This is a genomic window from Mesorhizobium sp. WSM4828 (assembly GCF_055811175.1).
In genome coordinates this window covers 152,866-170,276 of sequence record NZ_JBVVQK010000011.1, presented here as the reverse complement: position 1 = coordinate 170,276, position 17,411 = coordinate 152,866, and the positions used below count along the sequence as shown (strand labels likewise).

Here is a 17,411-nt window from a genome sequence, read left to right as displayed (position 1 = left end):
CGGAAGCATCATTGCCCGCACATCAGAAGCGGGTCGATATGCCGAAGTTGAATTCCTGCACGTCGTCGGTCTTTTCCTTCTTGACCGGGATCGCATAGTCGATGCGGATCGGCCCGAAAGGCGATGCCCACATCACACCGACACCGACGGAAGCGCGCCATTCCATGCCGGTTGTCGAAGAATTGACAAGGCCACTTGCGATTTTGCTGCCGTAGAGCGTTGCCGCATCGGCGAACACCGCGCCGCGCAAACCGAAGCTTTCGGGGATGACCGGCAGCGGGAACTGCGCTTCTGCCGAGGCATTGAAGTATGTAGTGCCGCCGAGATGGTCATTGCTGTTGTCCGAAGCAACCGGGCCGATGCCGCCGTATTCGAAACCGCGGATCATACGGTCGCTGCTCTGGAAATGGTCGAAGACGCGCAGATCGCCGTTGCCATACCCTTGCACATGGCCGGCGCCGCCCGAAATGAGGCCCACCAGATCCAATTGTTCGGACAGCGTCTGATAAATGCTGCCGCGCGCGGTTACCTTGATGAACTTGGCGTCACCGCCGAGGCCAGCGACTTCGGTGCCGACATTGGCATAAATACCATCATGCGGGTTCTTCATGTCGTCGATTGTATTGTAGACCAGGCCGAGACTGACCGAAGACTTGAGCCATGGGCTCTCGTTAACGCCGTTTTGGATCGCCTGGGACACGTCGCAACCGGCCGCTGGGTCGCAGCCCTCGTCGAACTCGTACTTCTCTTGCGCAATGTTATACGCCAGCTGCGTCGAGATGTTGTCGGTGATCGGCAGGCCGAAGCGAACGGTCGCGCCTGTCGTGTCGCTGTCGTAATGGTCGTAGTTACGGCTCTGCTTGTAGATGTCGAAGCCAGCCGCGATGCGGCGTCCGAGGAAATAGGGTTCGGTGAAAGAGAAGCTGTAGTCGCGCGAGTTCTTGCCACCGCCCGCCGCCACCTTGATGAATTGGCCGCGACCGAGGAAGTTGCGCTCACTGATGGAGCCTTCGACGGACGGACCTGACGTTTCACCCCCGCTCGAATAACCGGCGCCGACGGTGAACTCACCGGTCGATTTCTCGACCACGTCGACCACCAGCACAACCTGGTCCGGCTCGGAACCGGGAACAGTAGAGATTTCGACTTTCTCAAAATAATCGAGCGCTTCCAGCCGCCTCTTCGCGCGCTGGATGAGGACCTGATTGAAAGCGTCGCCTTCGCTGACATCGAACTCGCGGCGAATGACGTAGTCGCGCGTCCGATCGTTGCCGCGAATCTCGATGCGCTCGATATAGGCCTTGGTACCCTGGTCGACCGTATAGACGACCGAGATCGTGTGGTTCTCGAAGTTGCGGTCGCCACGCGGCGTCACCTGGGCGAAGGCATAGCCGGATCCAGCCACCTTCTCGGTCAGCGCAATGATCGTGTCCTCGACGTTCTTGGCGTTGTAGACATCGCCCTTGTGCGTCTCGACCACCGATTCAAGCGACTTGCTGTCGACCTCGGGGATCGTGCTTTCGACGCTGACATCCCCGAACGTATAACGCTCGCCCTCCTGCACCGTGATGGTGACGGTGTATTTGTTGGTTGTGTCGTCGAGTTCGCCGACAGCCGAGACGACCTGGAAGTCGGCATAGCCGTGATTGTAATAGAAGCGGCGCAGCAGCTCCTGGTCGGCGCGCAGCTTGTCCTCGTCATAGACGTCGTCGCGCAGCACGAACGAAAGGAAGGACGAGCGTTTGGTGGAGATGATGTCCGACAGCCGGCGGCTCGAATAGGCACTGTTGCCGACGAAATTGATCGCTGCGATCTGGGTGCGGCCGCCTTCGTTGATGTTGAAGACCACGTTTACGCGGTTGTCGCCGAGATCCATGATTTGGGTGGTCACGGCGGCATCGTCGCGGCCGATACGCCGGTATGCGGCCTTGACCGCCTCGACATCGGCGTCGAGCTGCTGTTGCGAGAAGGTGCCGCGCGGCTTCAATTGCACCGCGGCTTCAAGCGCGTTGTCCTTGAGCTTCTTGTTGCCCTGGAACAGGACCTGGTTGACGACCTGGTATTCAGAAACCTTGATGACCAGCGTCGATCCGACCTGGTTGATCTGCACGTCCGAAAACAGCCCGGTGCCAAACAGCGCCTTGACCGCATCGTCGATATCCGAACTTGAAAACGCCTTGCCGGGTTTGATCGTCACGTAATTGCGGATGGTGTCCGCGTCGACGCGCTGATTGCCGGTGACTTCGACTCTGGAGACGACAGCCGCCTCGGCGGCCGATGTGGCAACGAACTGCACTGCGAGCGCGCCTGGTACAACCAGAGCGGCGGACATAGCCACCGCGGACGCGGCGCTCAGAAACTTGGATGCTGCCTTCATCGGGCTTTTGTACCTTTTCTCGAAGTCCCCACGGCGAGAAAACCGGACGTGCGGTAATTTCCCCTACCGTATTAACCGGATTTTCCCTACACGCAAGGCTTCTGGTTAATTTGTATTTACTTAACCCTGCGGCGTGGCTTTCGCGTCACGCATATCCCCACGCATGGTAAACGGCGTCTCAACATTGCTTGTGCCGAAGCCAAATTCCTTCATGATTTCAGCACCCAAACAGATCGTTCCAGAAAACAAAGCCCATGAAGCCGAGCACCAATATGAGGCCGCTTCGGTAAGCCATTTCCATCATCCGTTCGGACACCGGCCGCCGGATGACAGCCTCCACGCCGTAGAACAGAAGATGCCCTCCGTCGAGGGGGGGAATCGGCAATAGGTTCAGAATCCCTATCCCGACTGACAGGAATGCAACAAGCTGCACGAGCCATTCAAAGCCGAGCTTTGCCGCCTGACCCGACATCTTGGCGATCTTGATGGGGCCGCCCAGCTGGCACTTGTCCTCGCGACCGACAACGAAACGTTGCAGGAACTGGCCGGTGCGCTGGATGACGTGCCCGGTTTCCTGGACCGCTGCCCCGACCGCCCCGGCCGGACTGTAGGTGATCAGCCGCGGCTGGCCGAGTTCCTTATTATTGACGACGCCGATCACGGCCACCTGGACCTTGTTGCCCAGCGCGTCTTGTTGTTCCATCAAGCGCGGCGTCGCCGTGACGGTGATTTCCTTGCCGCCGCGTAGCATGACGAAGGTGATGCTGTCGCCGGCGCGGCCAGAGACCAGACGCTGGACGTCGGCAAAGGTCTCGACCTTGCTGCCGTCGACGCTGACGAATCGGTCGCCGGGCATGATGCCGGCCGCGGCGGCCGGACTGCCGACGGTGACCTCGGCCACCATCGGCTCCAGCACGGGCCGGCCATGGACGGAAAACAGCACGGCAAAGACGGCGATCGTCAGCAGGAAGTTGAACAGCGGCCCCGCCACGACGGTCGCCACACGCTTCCAGATCGGCTGCGTGTGGAAGGCGACCTTGCGTTCCTCGTCGCTAAGCGCCTCGATCTCCTCCGAGCTGGGCTGGCTCGACGTCGCGTTCATGTCGCCGACGAACTTGACGTAGCCGCCAAGCGGTATGGCGCAAAGCTTCCAGCGCGTGCCGCGGCTGTCGTTGAAGCCTATGATCTCAGGGCCGAAACCGATCGAAAAGGCTTTTGCGCCGATACCGCACCAGCGGCCGACGAGGTAGTGGCCCATTTCGTGGACGAAAACGACCACGGTCAGCACGAACAGGAAAGGCACCAGCGTGCCGAGGACAAAGCCCTCTGTGCTGAAAACCGCGTGAAGAATCTCGTTCAACTCATGCCCTCAAATTCATTCACGGCACAGATCACGCCGCGACTGTGACATCAATCCGGGCGAATCCATGGCGCAGCCCCGCGCCGGCCCACCGACGATGCCGCTCAAACCGGAAACAGCCCCTGTGCCGGATGATCGGCGGTCGCGGAAATCCAGCCGATGACGTATAGGGCGAAAGCCGCCGCGACAAGCCCGTCGACCCGATCCATGATGCCGCCATGGCCGGGTATCAGCGTGCCGGAATCTTTACGGCCGTGGCGTCGCTTGACCCATGATTCGAACAGGTCGCCGGCCTGCGCGACGATCGAAAGCACCAGTGCGACCACGCCAAGCACGACGAGGTTGCCCGTTCCGGCTACGGCGGCCAGAAGCAGCCCGGCCACTACGCCGCCGACCACCCCACCGAGCGCCCCGCTCCGCGTCTTGCCCGGCGAGATCGACGGCGCCAGCCTTGGGCCGCCGACGGAGCGGCCGACGAAATAGGCAAAGATATCGGTCGCCCAAACCACGGCGAATAGGAACAGAATGGCCAGCAGCCCTGAATGGTCGCCGTCACGCAAGAAGGCCAGCGACAAGCCGGACACGGCCGCATAGGCAAGGCCGGATGCTTCCCACGGTCCTGCCCTGCGCATGGAGGAAGCGACGGCAGTGATAGCCACCAGAGCCGCGACGAGCGGCAGCAGCAAAGATGCAGGCAGGCCGGCGACGAGGGCACCAATAAAGACCACGATCAGCGCCTCCGGCAGAAAGCCGAGACCTGCCGTAGCACTAGCACCTGCCGGAGCAACGGGGCGGCTCATCCGCGTCCACTCGTAAAAGATCACCGCCGCCATGGCGGCGCAAAGCAACCGGAAGGACAGTCCGCCGAGCCAGGTCAGGGCAAGCGTGACGATGCCAAGCACGACCGCCGAAATGACCCGGAGTTGGAGGTTGCTCATTCCTCAGCCTGAGGCGACATCTTGGGCGGCAAGTCCGCCGAAGCGGCGCTCGCGGCCGGCGAAATCGCGCAGTGCGTCGGACAGGTGCTCGCGACTGAAGTCGGGCCAGTAGCAAGGCAGGAAAACGAGTTCGCTATAGGCGGCCTGCCATAACAGGAAGTTGGACAGCCGAAGCTCGCCGCTGGTGCGGATGACCAGTTCCGGGTCCGGAATGCCCTCTGTATCGAGCGAGCTGGCAAAGGAATCGGCCGTGATCGCCTCGCTCTCCATCTCACCGCGCGCCACCGCCGCTGCGAGCTTGCGCGCGGTGCGCACGATCTCATCGCGCCCGCCGTAATTGAAGGCAATGACCAGTGTCAGCGCCTCGTTGCGGAGAGTGAGCGTTTCGGCTTCCTCGAGCAGCCCCCTTATGTCGGGCTGCAGCCCTGCCCTGTCACCGATGACCCTGATCCGCACCCCACTCTGGTGCAGCTCGGCGAGGTCACGTCGGATGAAAAGCTTCAGCAGGCCCATGAGGTCGCTGACTTCGGATTTCGGCCGTGACCAGTTTTCCGACGAAAAAGCGTAGACGGTCAGGAAGGAGATGCCGAGGCCGGGGGCGGCCCGCACTGTCTTGCGCAGCGCCTCGACGCCGGCGCGGTGACCGGCCAGCCGCGGCAAGCCGCGCGCCTTGGCCCAGCGTCCGTTTCCGTCCATGATGATCGCGACATGCGCGGGCGTTGCCATATTCTCGCTTCCGGGCCAGGCGTGGCCAGACCCTAGACCTGCATGATTTCCGCTTCCTTGTCGGAAAGCAGGTGGTCGATGGTGCTGATTGTCTCGTCGGTCAGTTTCTGAACCTGGTCGGCCCGTTTGCGATGGTCGTCCTCACTGATGTCGCCGTCCTTTTCCGCCTTTTTCAGAAAGTCCATGCCGTCCCGACGAACGTGGCGTGCGGCGACGCGGGCATTCTCGGCATAACCGTGCGAGATCTTGACCAGCTCCTTGCGGCGCTGTTCGTTGAGCTCGGGCAGCGGAATCCTGAGATTGGTACCGTCGACGATAGGATTGAAGCCGAGATTGGCTTCACGGATGGCGCGGTCGACTGCGCTGACCATCGACTTGTCCCAGACCGAAACCGAAATCATGCGCGGTTCCGGCACCGACACTGTTGCCACCTGGTTGATCGGCATGGTGGTGCCATAGGCCTGCACCTGGACGGCATCGAGCAGGTTGCTCGACGCACGGCCGGTGCGCAGCGAAGCCAGATCATGCTTGAACGCGGCGATCGCCCCGTCCATGCGCCGTTTGAGATCGTCGTATTCGCCACTCATCATCGTCTCCTCGACCCGTTAACCCGGGTTCACTGCTTAGGCCCTGTTCGAGCCTCATCCGCAACCGGTCCCTTTCGGGTTCATGGTTCGGTCAATCGTCTGCGACAACCGTGCAACGGCCGCCGCCCCTCAGGATATCGCCGAAACCACCCTTCTCGTGGATCGAATAGACGATTATCGGAATGTTGTTTTCGCGCGCAAGTGCAATCGCCGCCGTATCCATGATCGAAAGCCCGCGTTTGATGACTTCGTCATGGCTGATCCGCTCGAAACGTGTCGCGTGCGGGTCCTTCTTGGGATCAGCCGAATAGACACCGTCGACCTGGGTGCCCTTGAACAGAGCATCGGCCCCGATCTCGGCGGCGCGAAGGGCTGCAGCCGAATCGGTGGTGAAGAACGGATTGCCGGTGCCGCCGGCGAAGATAACGACCTTGCCCTGGTTCATGTAGGCGGTCGCCTGACGCTGCGAAAAACTTTCGCAAAGCTCGGGCATGGCGATCGCCGACAGCACAACGGCGTCGACGCCGATCTTGTTGAGCGAGGTGCGCAGCGCCAGCGAGTTGATGACAGTGGCTAGCATGCCCATATGGTCGCCGGTAACGCGGTCGCCGCCCTTCGAGGCAACCGCGACGCCACGGAAGATGTTGCCGCCGCCGATGACGACACCGACTTCGATGCCCAGTGCGCGGGCCTCGGCGATGTCGGCGGCGATGCGGTCGACCACCGATACGTCGATGCCGAAATGCTGCTCGCCCATCAACGCTTCGCCCGATGCTTTCAGCAAGACACGTCGGTAGAGGGGCTTCACCGTCATCTGGTCCTCGTCATCGTGCGTGTGACGCGTTTCGGTGCGCCCCGAAACACTGGGCGTTCCGATACACGAAGGGCGCTGCTATGTCACGCGGCGCCCGAGCCGGAAAGTTGAGATCGTCGACCGGGATAACCGTCAGCTCACGCCGGCAAAAGTGCCTTGCATGAGCAGGTCCGGCAGATAACTTGCCGGCTTACCGCCCACCGCCTGCCCACCGGTCAGGCCGCCTTGTATTTCAGGGCCGAAGAACGAATACGGAAAGGGCGTGACCGGCCGGCTCACCTCATCGAGCCGTGCCCGAAGATCTTCGGGAATATCGAAATCAAGCGCGCCGAGATTGTCCTTGAGCTGGTTAAGCCTGGTGGCGCCAACGATGACGGACGCAATGCCTGGCCTGTTTGCCGTCCAGTTCAGGGCGACCTGGGCCATGCTGCGGCCGAGCTGGCCGGCAACCGTCTCCAGTTCAGCGACGATTTGCCAGTTGCGGTCGGTGAATTTCTGGAAACCGGGATTGGGCGAACCACGCATTGTCTCCAGCCGGCCACCATCCTTGACGATTGTATCGAAACGGTATTTTCCGCTGAGCAGGCCGCTGGCCAATGGACTCCAGACCATGATTCCGGCGCCATAGCGCGTGCCGAACGGCACGAACTCGTGCTCGATGTTGCGCTCGGCCAGCGAATATTCGAGCTGAAGCGCCGAAACCGGTTCATAGCCGCGCTGCTCGGCGACCGCCTGCGCCCGGCTTGCGTACCAGGCCGGCACGTCGGACAGACCGACATGCCGGATCTTTCCGGCGCGCACCAGATCGTCCAGCGTCCGCATCACCTCCTCCGGTGGTGTCAGCCTGTCCCAGGTATGGAGGATGTAGAGGTCGATGTAGTCGGTGCCGAGCCGCTTTAGCGAACCGTCTACCGCCCGCAGGATGTTCTTGCGGCCGTTGCCGCCGGCGTTCGGGTTGCCCGGTTCGGCGTTGTAGGTGAATTTGGTACTGATCACCGCCTTATCGCGCAGCCCACGCTCAGCGATGAATTCGCCGAGCCAGGTTTCGGCCGTGCCACCGGTATAGAGATCGGCGGTATCGAAGAAATTGCCACCGGCTTCGACATAGGCATCAACCAAGCCGCGCGCGGTTTCCTTCTCCGCGCCCCAGCCCCATTCTGTGCCGAACGTCATGGTGCCGAGCGCCAGGCGGGTGACACGCAGCCCGCTGTTGCCGAGCGTGTAGTAGGACATGGTCATGGATTTTCTCCTGAAGTTTGAAAAGCGGGATTGAGGTCTTGCCTGGGATACGGAGTCAGGCCTTGGCCAGCGCATCGACCACCACCTGGAACCGGCGCGGATCGAAATAGTCGTGGTAGGCGCTGATCAGACCGCTCTTGAAGCGGAAAATCGCGATATTGCTGTTGGTGTATTCAGTGCCACCGATCAGCACCGCGCGGTTCTTGTACTCAACAACGATCGCGTCCGAATCCGCTGCCGGATAGATGGCTGTCAGCTGCGAATCGAAGGATTCGAAATTACCGAAGAGGCCTCGGAAGGCCGCCAGGATCGCGGCCTTGCCATCGATGCTGTTTCCAAATCCTGCCGGCGGGTAGAAGACAAGGATACGACCATCTTCAGCCCAAAGGTCGCCCCATGCCTCAATGTCCTTGCGGTGCATCAGATCAAAGAATTTACGCGCGGTCTCGAGATTACGGATTCGTTCGGAATCGAGGTCGGTCATTAGACGTCTCCTTGGCTGCTCGGCGATTGTCGTGTGATGCAGCCAAAAGATGCGCCCTCCTTTCCCCGCGGATAAGATTGCATTATCCGAATGCACTATGCGATATCATGCATGAATGGACCGCGATCTGCTTAGCCACCTACCTATAATCGTTGCCGTCGCGCGGCGTGCCGGCTTCGCGCTGGCAGCCGCCGAGCTCGGCATGAGCCCGTCAGCGGTCAGCCATGCGGTTCGGCTGGTGGAAGAGCGGATCGGCCAGCCGTTGTTTGCCCGCACCACGCGCAGCGTCTCGCTGACCGAGGCTGGCACCGCGCTTGTCGCTGCGGCGGAGCCGGCACTGGAGGACATTGCCGACCGGATCGAACGTATCCGCTCTGTCAAGGGCCGGGCAAGCGGGCTGCTCAGGATCAACGCGCCGCGTTTGGCGCTGCCTCTGGCGCTGATGCCCATCCTGACGGTGATGGCGGAACGTTACCCTGACGTGACGGTGGAGATCGTCACCGACGAACGTCTGAGCGATATCGTCGGCGAGGGTTTCGACGCTGGCATCCGGCTGGGCGAGATGATCGCAGAGGATATGGTGACGGTGCGGCTGACTCAGCCGTTCCGGACGACCATTGTCGCCTCTCCGGCCTATGTCGGCCGCCACGGAAAGCCGCGAACAATTGCGGATCTCTCCACCTGCAACTGCATCGGCTATCGGCTGTTGCGATCACGTGCGCTCTATCGCTGGGATCTGTCCGATCAGGGCAAGGATATCAGCGTCGAGACACGCGGCAGCGTGGTCGTCAGCGATCCACTGTCGGCAAGGGAAATGGCGCTTGCCGGCATCGGCCTCGCCTATCTGTTCGAGCCGCTTGTCAAGCCCGACATCGAAGCAGGCCGGCTGGTCGAAATCCTTGGCGAGGCATCGATCGAGGAACCGGGACTGTTCCTCTATTTCCCGCGCCGCGCCGCGATGGCCCCGAAGCTCCGCGCCTTCATCGACACCGCGCAAGAAATCGGCCGGGCATCCTCGCGGACACCCGGCCGAAAAAGCCTTTCGAGCGGATAGTTTACTTCTTGACCGCTGCCGCGACTTCCGCCGCGAAATCGGTCTCTTCCTTCTCGATACCCTCACCGAGCGCGAAGCGCAGATAGGCAGCGATTTTGGCGGGCGCGCCGATTTCGCTTTCGGCATCCTTCAGCGCCTTCTCGACGGTAATGTCGGGATTGAGCACGAAAGCCTGCTTGAGCAGCACGACCTCTTCATAGAACTTGCGCAAACGGCCTTCGACCATCTTCTCGATGATCGCTTCCGGCTTGCCGGACTGGCGCGCCTGGTCGGCGAAGATCGCCTTCTCGCGTTCCACCGCGGCCGGATCGAGCTCTTCGGTGGTCAAGGCCATCGGATTGGTGGCAGCAACATGCATGGCAACCTGGCGGGCGAAGGCGTTCGCGGCATGCGCGTTGCCTGTCGTCTCGATGGCCACCAGCACGCCGAGCTTGCCAAGGCCGTCGGCGACCGCATTGTGAACGTAGGTTGCGACAGCGCCGTGCTCGACGGTGAGCTTGGCTGAGCGGCGGAAGCCCAGATTCTCGCCGATGGTGCCGACGGCGTCCTTGATGGTCTCGGCGACCGACTTGCCCGAGCCCGGATAGGGAGCGGCGGCAACGGCCTCGGTCTTGCCGCCATAGGCAAGCGCGACCTTCGCGACATTGGCGACGATCTCCTGGAACGCAGCATTGCGGGCAACGAAGTCCGTCTCGGAATTGACCTCGACGATCGCTGCTTCGCGGACGCCGGAATCGACGCCGATCAGGCCTTCGGCAGCGGTACGGCCAGCCTTCTTGTCTGCCTTGGAGATACCCTTCTTGCGCAGCCAGTCGATGGCCTCTTCCATGTTGCCGTTGGTTTCGTTCAACGCCGCCTTGCAGTCCATCATGCCCGCGCCGGTCAAGTCGCGGAGTTCTTTGACCTGTGCAGCCGAAATGCTCATTGTCGCCTCTTTGTCTAAATGCACCGACGCACCATCGATTTTCGATGATGCGCCTGGTGCCGGTAGCGCTTACCGCGCCAACATATTGGAAAGATGAAGGCCGCAGCCGGCCTTCGCTATTGTGCTTCCGGGGTCTGGGCTGCCGGGCTCTCGGCGGCCGGGGTCTGATCGAGCGCCGGCTCGACCGGAGTCTCGACCGATGCGCCGATATCGACACCGAGCGCGCCCTGCTGACGGGCGATGCCGTCGATGGCTGCCTTGGCAATCAGATCGCAATAGAGCTGGATGGCACGGGCCGCGTCGTCGTTGCCGGGGATCGGGAAGTCGATCTTGTCCGGGTCGCAGTTGGAATCGATGATGGCAACGACCGGGATGCCGAGACGCTTGGCCTCGAGAATGGCGATCGCTTCCTTGTTGGTGTCGATCACGAACATCAAATCGGGCGTCGAACCCATATCCTTGATGCCGCCCAGCGCCTTGTCGAGCTTCTCACGCTCGCGGTCGAGGTTGAGGCGCTCCTTCTTGGTCAGGCCCTGAGCCTCGCCGGCCAGCATTTCGTCGAGCTTGCGCAGGCGCTGGATGGAATTCGAGATCGTCTTCCAGTTTGTCAGCATACCGCCGAGCCAGCGCGAGTTGACATAGTACTGGGCCGAGCGCTGCGCGGCATCGGCGACGATGTCGGAGGCCTGGCGCTTGGTGCCGACGAACAGCACGCGGCCGCCCTTGGCAACAGTGTCGGAAACCTGCTTCAGCGCCTGGTGCAGCAAAGGCACCGTCTGCGAGAGGTCGATGATGTGGATGTTGTTGCGGGCGCCGTAGATATAGGGCGCCATTTTCGGGTTCCAGCGGTGGGTCTGGTGGCCGAAGTGAATGCCAGCTTCCAATAGCTGGCGCATGCTGAAATCAGGCAGAGCCATTCTTATTTCCTTTCCGGTTAGCCTCCACGGACACAGGCATTTTTGGACTTTGTCCTCGAACGCCACCGGAGGTTTCAGCCGGATTTCTCCCGGGCAGACACCAAAGTCCGTGTGTGGAATGAGCGCGCATATAGAGGGGAAGCGCGACAAACGCAAGCGTTGTGGCGTCTTGTGGTTCAGCGTGCGGCGATCAGCGCACCGGTGTCATCGCCGCATCTTCGCCTTCGGCACCCGCACACGCCGGAAAACGGCGACGATCTCCTCGCGGCTGCATTCGATGGCGCCTAACCGCACCGCGCGGTCGCGCTCGAACCCGGTTATGTCATAATGCGGTGCCGATGTCTTCGGCGGCCCTTGATAGGACGAGCGCTTGATGCCGAGCTGCCCGGCAAAGCGATGCAGCTCGTCGGTGTCGTCTGCCAGCAGATGACACCAGCGGTGGCCGACCCATTTCCAGATCGCCGCATCGACATAGACCGCCATGAGGCTTGCCGCACTCCTTCATCTTGCGCCGACCAACACGCCGCTAACGATGATAGAAGGGATTGGCATAGAAAATGAAGCCGCCGCCGGCCTCGAGTTGCGTCATCGTCCTGGTGACGGTCTCCTGCATGCGGTCATGCAGTTCGGCGAGTGCCTCCTCGACGGAGCCTTGATAGGCGTGCAAGCCTAGCGGCTCCGGTACCCGGACATAGGCGCGGCGCGGGCCTGCCGGCTGCGGCACGAAACGGTTGATGGTATCGCGCAGCGTACCCTTGCAATAATCGTTGCGGATTCGCTTCAAATGTTCGGCGATCTCCTCCTGCGTGATGCGCGGATTGGCCGACGCCCACGGCCCGACACGCTGCAGGCGCTGGATTGTATCCGCCAGCATTCGGACCTGCTTCTGGCTTCCGGTGCCGTCCGTGTTTTCCCGCAGCCAGCGCCGCGAACGGCGCAAAAGCTCGGCATTGTCGAGCGTGCCGGCGTCGAGCGAAACAAGTTCAGCAAGGCGACGGCCGAGTTCGGTCAGCAGGTCCTTCTGACGTGTGTCATACGAAGCCCGCTCGTCGGACCGCAGGCCATTCGCAGCCTCATCGCGCGATAGCAGCGTCGCGTAGATATGATGGACGCGCTCCGGCAGCGTATCGGCGGCACGGCGTTCGATCTTCAGGCTGTGCTCGACATAGGCGCATTCCTTTGCCAGCGCCGCCTCGACATTCCCCGTGAAAGCGAGCTTCCAGATCACGGGCGCGATCCAAACTTTGAAATCCGGATCCGTCAGGCGGCCGCGCTTCAGCGCCTTGAACCCCATCTCGACCGCGCCCGGCAGCAGCGGGGCAATGATGTTGGCATGCCAGCCGACACCGCCCTCGGGGTGCAGGAGCACGCCGTGCCCTTTCAGCGCCCAGGCCACCGAATGTTCCTTGGCGGCCGCGCTGTTGCCCGGGATTTGCGCGATCAGATTGTTGGCCAACCAGAATTTCTGCATCAGCCGGCCTAGCCCATTGACGACGCCATGCGTGGCCCACGATGCCGCCAGCGGGCTTACCCGCGAGACGACCTCCTTGTCGATCATCCAGTCGGTAAAGAATTCGGGATGGTTGGGCGTGATGAACGTCGCCTTGCCCGCGCCGCAACAAGCCTTCAGCCTTTGCCGGTCATCCTCCGGAAAATCGATGTGGCGGACATTGGCGACGCCGCGCAAACCGGCCAGGCGGTTGAATGGCAACAGGTCGCGAAGCCCCGGAATGCCGTGCAGCATGACAATTCGGTTGACGAATGTCATGGCCTTGATCAGCGTCGCGTTGGGCCGCGGCGCCACAAAAACGTCGATCCTGCTCAACCTGCTCCCCGCGGCGCTTAGCGTCGTAAAACGTTGATATGCAATTGCGGCATGCTCAAGTCGATACGACATGCCCCGCAAGATCAAGCGCTGGATAGCGGCCGGCGGCTTGTCGTTGGTTCGAGCCTATTTCGACGGGCAGGTCTTTGGCTGATCGAACAGCGACAGATTGACCAATTTGCCGGTCATCGAGAACTCGCCATAGTCCATGACGAGATCGCGCGTGATGCCGTTCTTGTGCAGCTTGAAGCTGATCCGGTATTCCGGCACCTCCTCGCCGCCTTTGTCGGCATCATCGAAATAGGCGATGTCGACCGGCCAGTATTTGTCGGTGGCGAGCTTGGCCAGCGCCGGCGCTTCCGGATCGGCGTTGTCGGCATCGGCTTGCTTGCCGACGACGACGGTAGTGGTCACCACCTTGTTGGCATCCTCAGAGCCGTCGAACAGGTTGGTTTCGTAGAAACGCTCACCCTTTTCCGCCTTGCCGATCATTTCGACCATTTGCTGGGTCGGGAACTGGGTCGGCGCGAGTTCCAGGCTGTTCTTCTCGGGCTTGTCGATATCGACCTTGAGACCGTTGGCTTCCTTGGTTGCGGTACCCTTGACCTCCTTGTCGAGGTTCTGGTCGACAAAGGATTTGTTCACGAAGGAGAAGGTCTTGCCCTCGGCATCCTCGAAGGTGGTCATCTGCTGGTCGGTCAGCCTGGTGTTGTCGCTGGTTACGATCTGGGTCACCAGACGGAACTTTACCGTATAGCCCTCGCAAGGCGAGCCGTTGAACTCGTAGACCATGCGGCCGGTGATGCCGGTAATGCCGGAGCGGTCGGAGGCCTTGTCGAGTGAAATGTCGTAAACAGCACGATGCGCCTGCAGTGCCGGCACCGCAAAAGCGGGAGCCGCCCAGGAAGCCGCTGTCAAGAGAACGGCGTTGAATGCGAGGCGCGTTGCGCGCATGGGGTGCTCCGATCATCGCGGCTAATGGCAGGCCGCATGGAAAGATGGTCCAGCTTAAAAAAAGTCGTGGCGGAAGCGAGGCAAAAATAGCAATTTCGGCCCGGCCTGCGCGGCACCTTCAAGCAATAGGGAAATAGCATGAGCGAAACAATCGAAAAGCGGCTAAGCGATCTCGGCGTGACGCTGCCGGCCGCCGCCGCGCCCGCCGCCAATTACGTGCCCTATTGCCGGACCGGCAATCTGCTGTTCACCGCCGGGCAGTTGCCGCTCAAGGAAGGCAAGCTCCAGGCCAGCGGACTGCTTGGCCGCGATGTCGACACCGCGACCGGCAAGGAAGCCGCAAAATACTGTGCGATCAACATATTGGCGCAGGCCCGGGCGGCACTTGGCGATCTCGAGAAAATCTGCCGCTTGGTGAAGATCACCGTCTTCGTCGCCTCGGCACCGGATTTTGTCGAACAGCATCTGGTTGCCAACGGCGCCTCGGATTTTCTCGTCGCTGTGCTCGGCGAGCGCGGCAAGCACGCCCGCTCCGCCGTCGGCACCGCCTCCCTGCCGCTTAATGCCGCAGTGGAAATCGAAGCGATCTTCGAAGTCGAATGACCGGGACTGCGACCATGACTGATCTTTCCTGGCTGACCGCCCGGCCCGTCGCCCATCGCGGCCTCCACGACATGAACAAGACGCGCTGGGAGAACACGCTTTCCGCCTTTGCCGCGGCGGCCGAGCGCGGCTATGCGATCGAGTGCGACGTGCACCTGTCATCCGACGGCGTCCCCGTCATTATCCACGATGGCGATCTGCGGCGGCTGACCGGCAAGGACGGCTTCGTCTGGCAGCGTACCGCTGCCGAGATCACGGCGCTGACGGTCGGCGGCACCGCTGACCATTTGCCGACGCTGCAGCAGGCACTTGATCTGGTCGACGGCCGTGTGCCGATGGTTATCGAGCTGAAAGGCGCTGCCGGGCACGACGAAGGCCTGGTCGAAAGCGTCGGCAAGATGCTCAAACATTACAAGGGCAGGACCGCGATCATGTCGTTCGACCATTGGCTGATCCGCGAGTTCGCGAAACATGCACCCGGCATACCCGGCGGGTTGACCGCCTACGGCAACGACAACCACCTGATCGAGGCGCATTTCGCCATGCTGGCGCATGACATCGCCTTTACCTCCTACGCCGCCGGCGACCTGCCGAACCGGTTCGTCTCCTTCGTGCGAGAAAGACTCGGCATGCCGGTGATCACCTGGACCGTGCACGACCAGCCTGCCGTCGATCTGACCTTCAAATATGCCGACCAGATGACGTTCGAAGGATTCGAGCCCGATCTGGTACGGCTTGCCTGAGCGGGCTTGTATGGGTCCGCAGCGAGCTTAAGTAAGCCTCATGGATCAAGGGGACGACTGCGAAAGACAAACGGCGAATGCGGAGCTGTCGATCCGCATCGCCGCTGGCATTGGCGCCTTTACCAGCGCTGAATGGGACAGCCTCGGCGGCACCACACGCGGCGATGCAGAAAACGGCTACAATCCGCTTGTTTCATTCGCTTTTTTGAGCGCTCTGGAAGATTCGGGCTGCGCTGTTCGGCGCACCGGCTGGCAAGGCCATCACCTCAGGCTGGAAACCGCGCGAGGCAAGCTGCTCGGTGCGGTTCCCTGCTATCTGAAGTCGCACAGCCAGGGCGAATATGTATTCGACCATGGCTGGTCGGACGCGTTCGAACGCGCCGGCGGGCGCTACTATCCGAAGCTGCAATGTGCGGTGCCGTTCACGCCCGTCACTGGCCCTCGCCTGCTGGTCGCCAAGGGCGAGGACAGCCCCACCGTCAAGGCCGGTCTTGCGGCTGGCCTGAAGGCGGTGACGGATAAGCTCGGCGTGTCTTCCGCACATGTCACCTTCGCGCCGGAGGACGACGTCCAGATATTGGCGGCGGCCGGCTTCCTGCATCGCACCGACCAACAGTTTCACTTCTTCAACGAAGGCTTTTCGAGCTACGACGATTTTCTCGCGACGTTAGCCTCGCGCAAGCGCAAGGCAATGAAGAAAGAGCGGCGCGAGGCGCTTGCCGACGGCATCTCGATCGACTGGCTGACCGGCAAGGATCTGACCGAAAAGGCCTGGGACGACTTTTTCGCGTTCTACATGGATACCGGCAGCAGGAAATGGGGCCGGCCCTACCTCAACCGCGATTTCTTCTCGCTGATCGGCGAGCGCATGGCCGACGACATCCTGCTGGTCATGGCCAAACGCAACGGGCGCTACATTGCAGGTGCCATCAACTTCGTCGGTTCAGACGCGCTCTACGGCCGCAATTGGGGCTGCATCGAAGACCACCCATTCCTGCATTTCGAGGTCTGCTACCATCAGGCAATCGATTTCGCCATCTCGCGCAAGCTGAAGGTGGTTGAAGCCGGTGCGCAGGGCGAGCACAAGCTGGCGCGCGGCTACCGGCCCGTGACGATGCATTCGGCGCACTACATCGCCCATCCAGGCCTGCGCAATGCAGTGGCCGACTACCTCCAGCGCGAGCGGCGCGAAGTCGAGCGGATGAGCGAATATCTGGAAGAGCACACGCCGTTCCGCAAGGACATGGCGGACTAGAGTAGCGAGCCCCAATCGCTCAGCCGAGCGGGCCGGCACGGCCGATGTCGATCGATCGTCTTGCCCGCCCGGAACAGCTTCGCTACACGAGACAGCGAGCCAAGAACCGGAGCGCGCCATGGCCGAAGCAACCTACGACAGCAGCAACATCTTCGCAAAAATCCTGCGCGGAGAAATCCCTTCGCACCGCGTCTACGAGGATGACGCGGTCATGGTCTTCATGGATGTGATGCCGCAAGGACAGGGTCACACGCTAGTGGTGCCGAAAGCCCCGTCACGCAACCTGCTCGACGCGGATCCGGCGGTGCTTGGCCCGCTCTTCGCTCACGTCCAGAAAGTTGCGCGGGCCGTAAAGAAGGCCTTCGATGCCGATGGCGTCACGGTTATGCAGTTCAATGAACCAGCCTCGGGGCAGACCGTTTTCCACCTCCATGTCCATGTCATTCCGCGCTTCGAGGGCATTCCCTTGAAGCCGCACAGCGGACAGATGGAAAAGCCTGAAGTCCTGGCCGAGAACGCCGGCAAGATACGGATGGCGCTGGCAAGCTGAACCGGCGCAAACCGCTCCGGCGGGCGCCGGGTGCATAACCGGAAGGTGTCATAAAAAAAG

General features: G+C 61.6%; 18 protein-coding genes. 5 read left to right on the top strand and 13 right to left on the bottom strand.

The window, feature by feature from the left end:
- Nucleotides 1-22: 22 nt before the first annotated feature.
- From bamA to AC0L2X_RS15350, 8 genes are all read right to left on the bottom strand, one after another.
- Nucleotides 23-2,377 carry an outer membrane protein assembly factor BamA gene (gene bamA / locus AC0L2X_RS15385; protein WP_473555695.1) on the bottom strand — a complete coding sequence of 785 codons (2,355 nt, stop codon included), beginning with the start codon at nucleotides 2,375-2,377 and terminating at the stop codon, nucleotides 23-25.
- 217 nt (nucleotides 2,378-2,594) lie between these two features.
- Nucleotides 2,595-3,737, bottom strand: a complete 1,143-nt coding sequence (rseP, locus tag AC0L2X_RS15380) for an RIP metalloprotease RseP (protein ID WP_473555697.1) — start codon at nucleotides 3,735-3,737, stop codon at nucleotides 2,595-2,597.
- A 104-nt stretch (nucleotides 3,738-3,841) separates the two neighbouring features.
- Nucleotides 3,842-4,675, bottom strand: a complete 834-nt coding sequence (locus AC0L2X_RS15375; RefSeq protein ID WP_352492016.1) for a phosphatidate cytidylyltransferase — start codon at nucleotides 4,673-4,675, stop codon at nucleotides 3,842-3,844.
- Nucleotides 4,676-4,678: 3 nt separating this feature from the next.
- Nucleotides 4,679-5,401 carry an isoprenyl transferase gene (locus AC0L2X_RS15370; protein WP_352492017.1) on the bottom strand — a complete coding sequence of 241 codons (723 nt, stop codon included), beginning with the start codon at nucleotides 5,399-5,401 and terminating at the stop codon, nucleotides 4,679-4,681.
- 32 nt (nucleotides 5,402-5,433) lie between these two features.
- The gene (gene frr, locus AC0L2X_RS15365) at nucleotides 5,434-5,988 is read right to left on the bottom strand and encodes a ribosome recycling factor (protein ID WP_084640965.1); all 555 of its coding nucleotides are present in this window, start codon (nucleotides 5,986-5,988) and stop codon (nucleotides 5,434-5,436) included.
- A gap of 91 nt (nucleotides 5,989-6,079) precedes the next feature.
- Nucleotides 6,080-6,802 (bottom strand): UMP kinase, encoded by a 723-nt coding sequence (gene pyrH / locus AC0L2X_RS15360; RefSeq protein ID WP_023674934.1) that lies wholly within the window; start codon nucleotides 6,800-6,802, stop codon nucleotides 6,080-6,082.
- 132 nt (nucleotides 6,803-6,934) lie between these two features.
- On the bottom strand, nucleotides 6,935-8,041 hold the full coding sequence (locus AC0L2X_RS15355; protein ID WP_473555700.1) for an aldo/keto reductase: 1,107 nt from the start codon (nucleotides 8,039-8,041) through the stop codon (nucleotides 6,935-6,937).
- A gap of 55 nt (nucleotides 8,042-8,096) precedes the next feature.
- A complete protein-coding gene (locus AC0L2X_RS15350; RefSeq protein WP_473555701.1) occupies nucleotides 8,097-8,525 on the bottom strand; it encodes a nuclear transport factor 2 family protein in 429 nt (142 codons plus the stop codon).
- A gap of 115 nt (nucleotides 8,526-8,640) precedes the next feature.
- Here AC0L2X_RS15350 and AC0L2X_RS15345 point away from each other — a divergent pair, with 115 nt between their 5' ends.
- Nucleotides 8,641-9,579 carry a LysR family transcriptional regulator gene (locus AC0L2X_RS15345; protein ID WP_473555703.1) on the top strand — a complete coding sequence of 313 codons (939 nt, stop codon included), beginning with the start codon at nucleotides 8,641-8,643 and terminating at the stop codon, nucleotides 9,577-9,579.
- A gap of 1 nt (nucleotide 9,580) precedes the next feature.
- Here AC0L2X_RS15345 and tsf read toward each other — a convergent pair whose 3' ends face one another.
- From tsf to AC0L2X_RS15320, 5 genes are all read right to left on the bottom strand, one after another.
- Nucleotides 9,581-10,504: a translation elongation factor Ts gene (gene tsf, locus AC0L2X_RS15340; RefSeq protein ID WP_352471655.1), complete on the bottom strand. Its 924-nt coding sequence runs from the start codon at nucleotides 10,502-10,504 to the stop codon at nucleotides 9,581-9,583.
- A gap of 116 nt (nucleotides 10,505-10,620) precedes the next feature.
- Nucleotides 10,621-11,421 carry a 30S ribosomal protein S2 gene (gene rpsB, locus AC0L2X_RS15335; protein ID WP_473555705.1) on the bottom strand — a complete coding sequence of 267 codons (801 nt, stop codon included), beginning with the start codon at nucleotides 11,419-11,421 and terminating at the stop codon, nucleotides 10,621-10,623.
- Between the two features lie 204 nt (nucleotides 11,422-11,625).
- Nucleotides 11,626-11,904 carry a DUF4031 domain-containing protein gene (locus AC0L2X_RS15330; RefSeq protein ID WP_352491532.1) on the bottom strand — a complete coding sequence of 93 codons (279 nt, stop codon included), beginning with the start codon at nucleotides 11,902-11,904 and terminating at the stop codon, nucleotides 11,626-11,628.
- Nucleotides 11,905-11,947: 43 nt separating this feature from the next.
- Complete coding sequence (locus tag AC0L2X_RS15325) at nucleotides 11,948-13,246, bottom strand: lysophospholipid acyltransferase family protein (protein ID WP_473555708.1); 1,299 nt, start codon at nucleotides 13,244-13,246, stop codon at nucleotides 11,948-11,950.
- Nucleotides 13,247-13,372: 126 nt separating this feature from the next.
- Nucleotides 13,373-14,200, bottom strand: a complete 828-nt coding sequence (locus AC0L2X_RS15320) for a cell envelope integrity EipB family protein (RefSeq protein WP_023674927.1) — start codon at nucleotides 14,198-14,200, stop codon at nucleotides 13,373-13,375.
- 138 nt (nucleotides 14,201-14,338) lie between these two features.
- On the opposite strand from AC0L2X_RS15320, the gene AC0L2X_RS15315 reads away from it, so the two are divergent.
- The 4 genes from AC0L2X_RS15315 (at nucleotide 14,339) to AC0L2X_RS15300 (ending at nucleotide 17,351) form a co-directional block, all read left to right on the top strand.
- Nucleotides 14,339-14,803, top strand: coding sequence for a RidA family protein (locus AC0L2X_RS15315; RefSeq protein WP_473555710.1), 465 nt, complete (start codon nucleotides 14,339-14,341; stop codon nucleotides 14,801-14,803).
- Nucleotides 14,804-14,817: 14 nt separating this feature from the next.
- Entirely contained in the window at nucleotides 14,818-15,546 is a 729-nt protein-coding gene (locus AC0L2X_RS15310) for a glycerophosphodiester phosphodiesterase (protein WP_352666596.1), read from the top strand.
- 40 nt (nucleotides 15,547-15,586) lie between these two features.
- A complete protein-coding gene (locus tag AC0L2X_RS15305; protein ID WP_473555713.1) occupies nucleotides 15,587-16,801 on the top strand; it encodes a GNAT family N-acetyltransferase in 1,215 nt (404 codons plus the stop codon).
- Between the two features lie 118 nt (nucleotides 16,802-16,919).
- The gene (locus AC0L2X_RS15300) at nucleotides 16,920-17,351 is read left to right on the top strand and encodes an HIT family protein (RefSeq protein ID WP_352666592.1); all 432 of its coding nucleotides are present in this window, start codon (nucleotides 16,920-16,922) and stop codon (nucleotides 17,349-17,351) included.
- Nucleotides 17,352-17,411 lie beyond the last annotated feature (60 nt).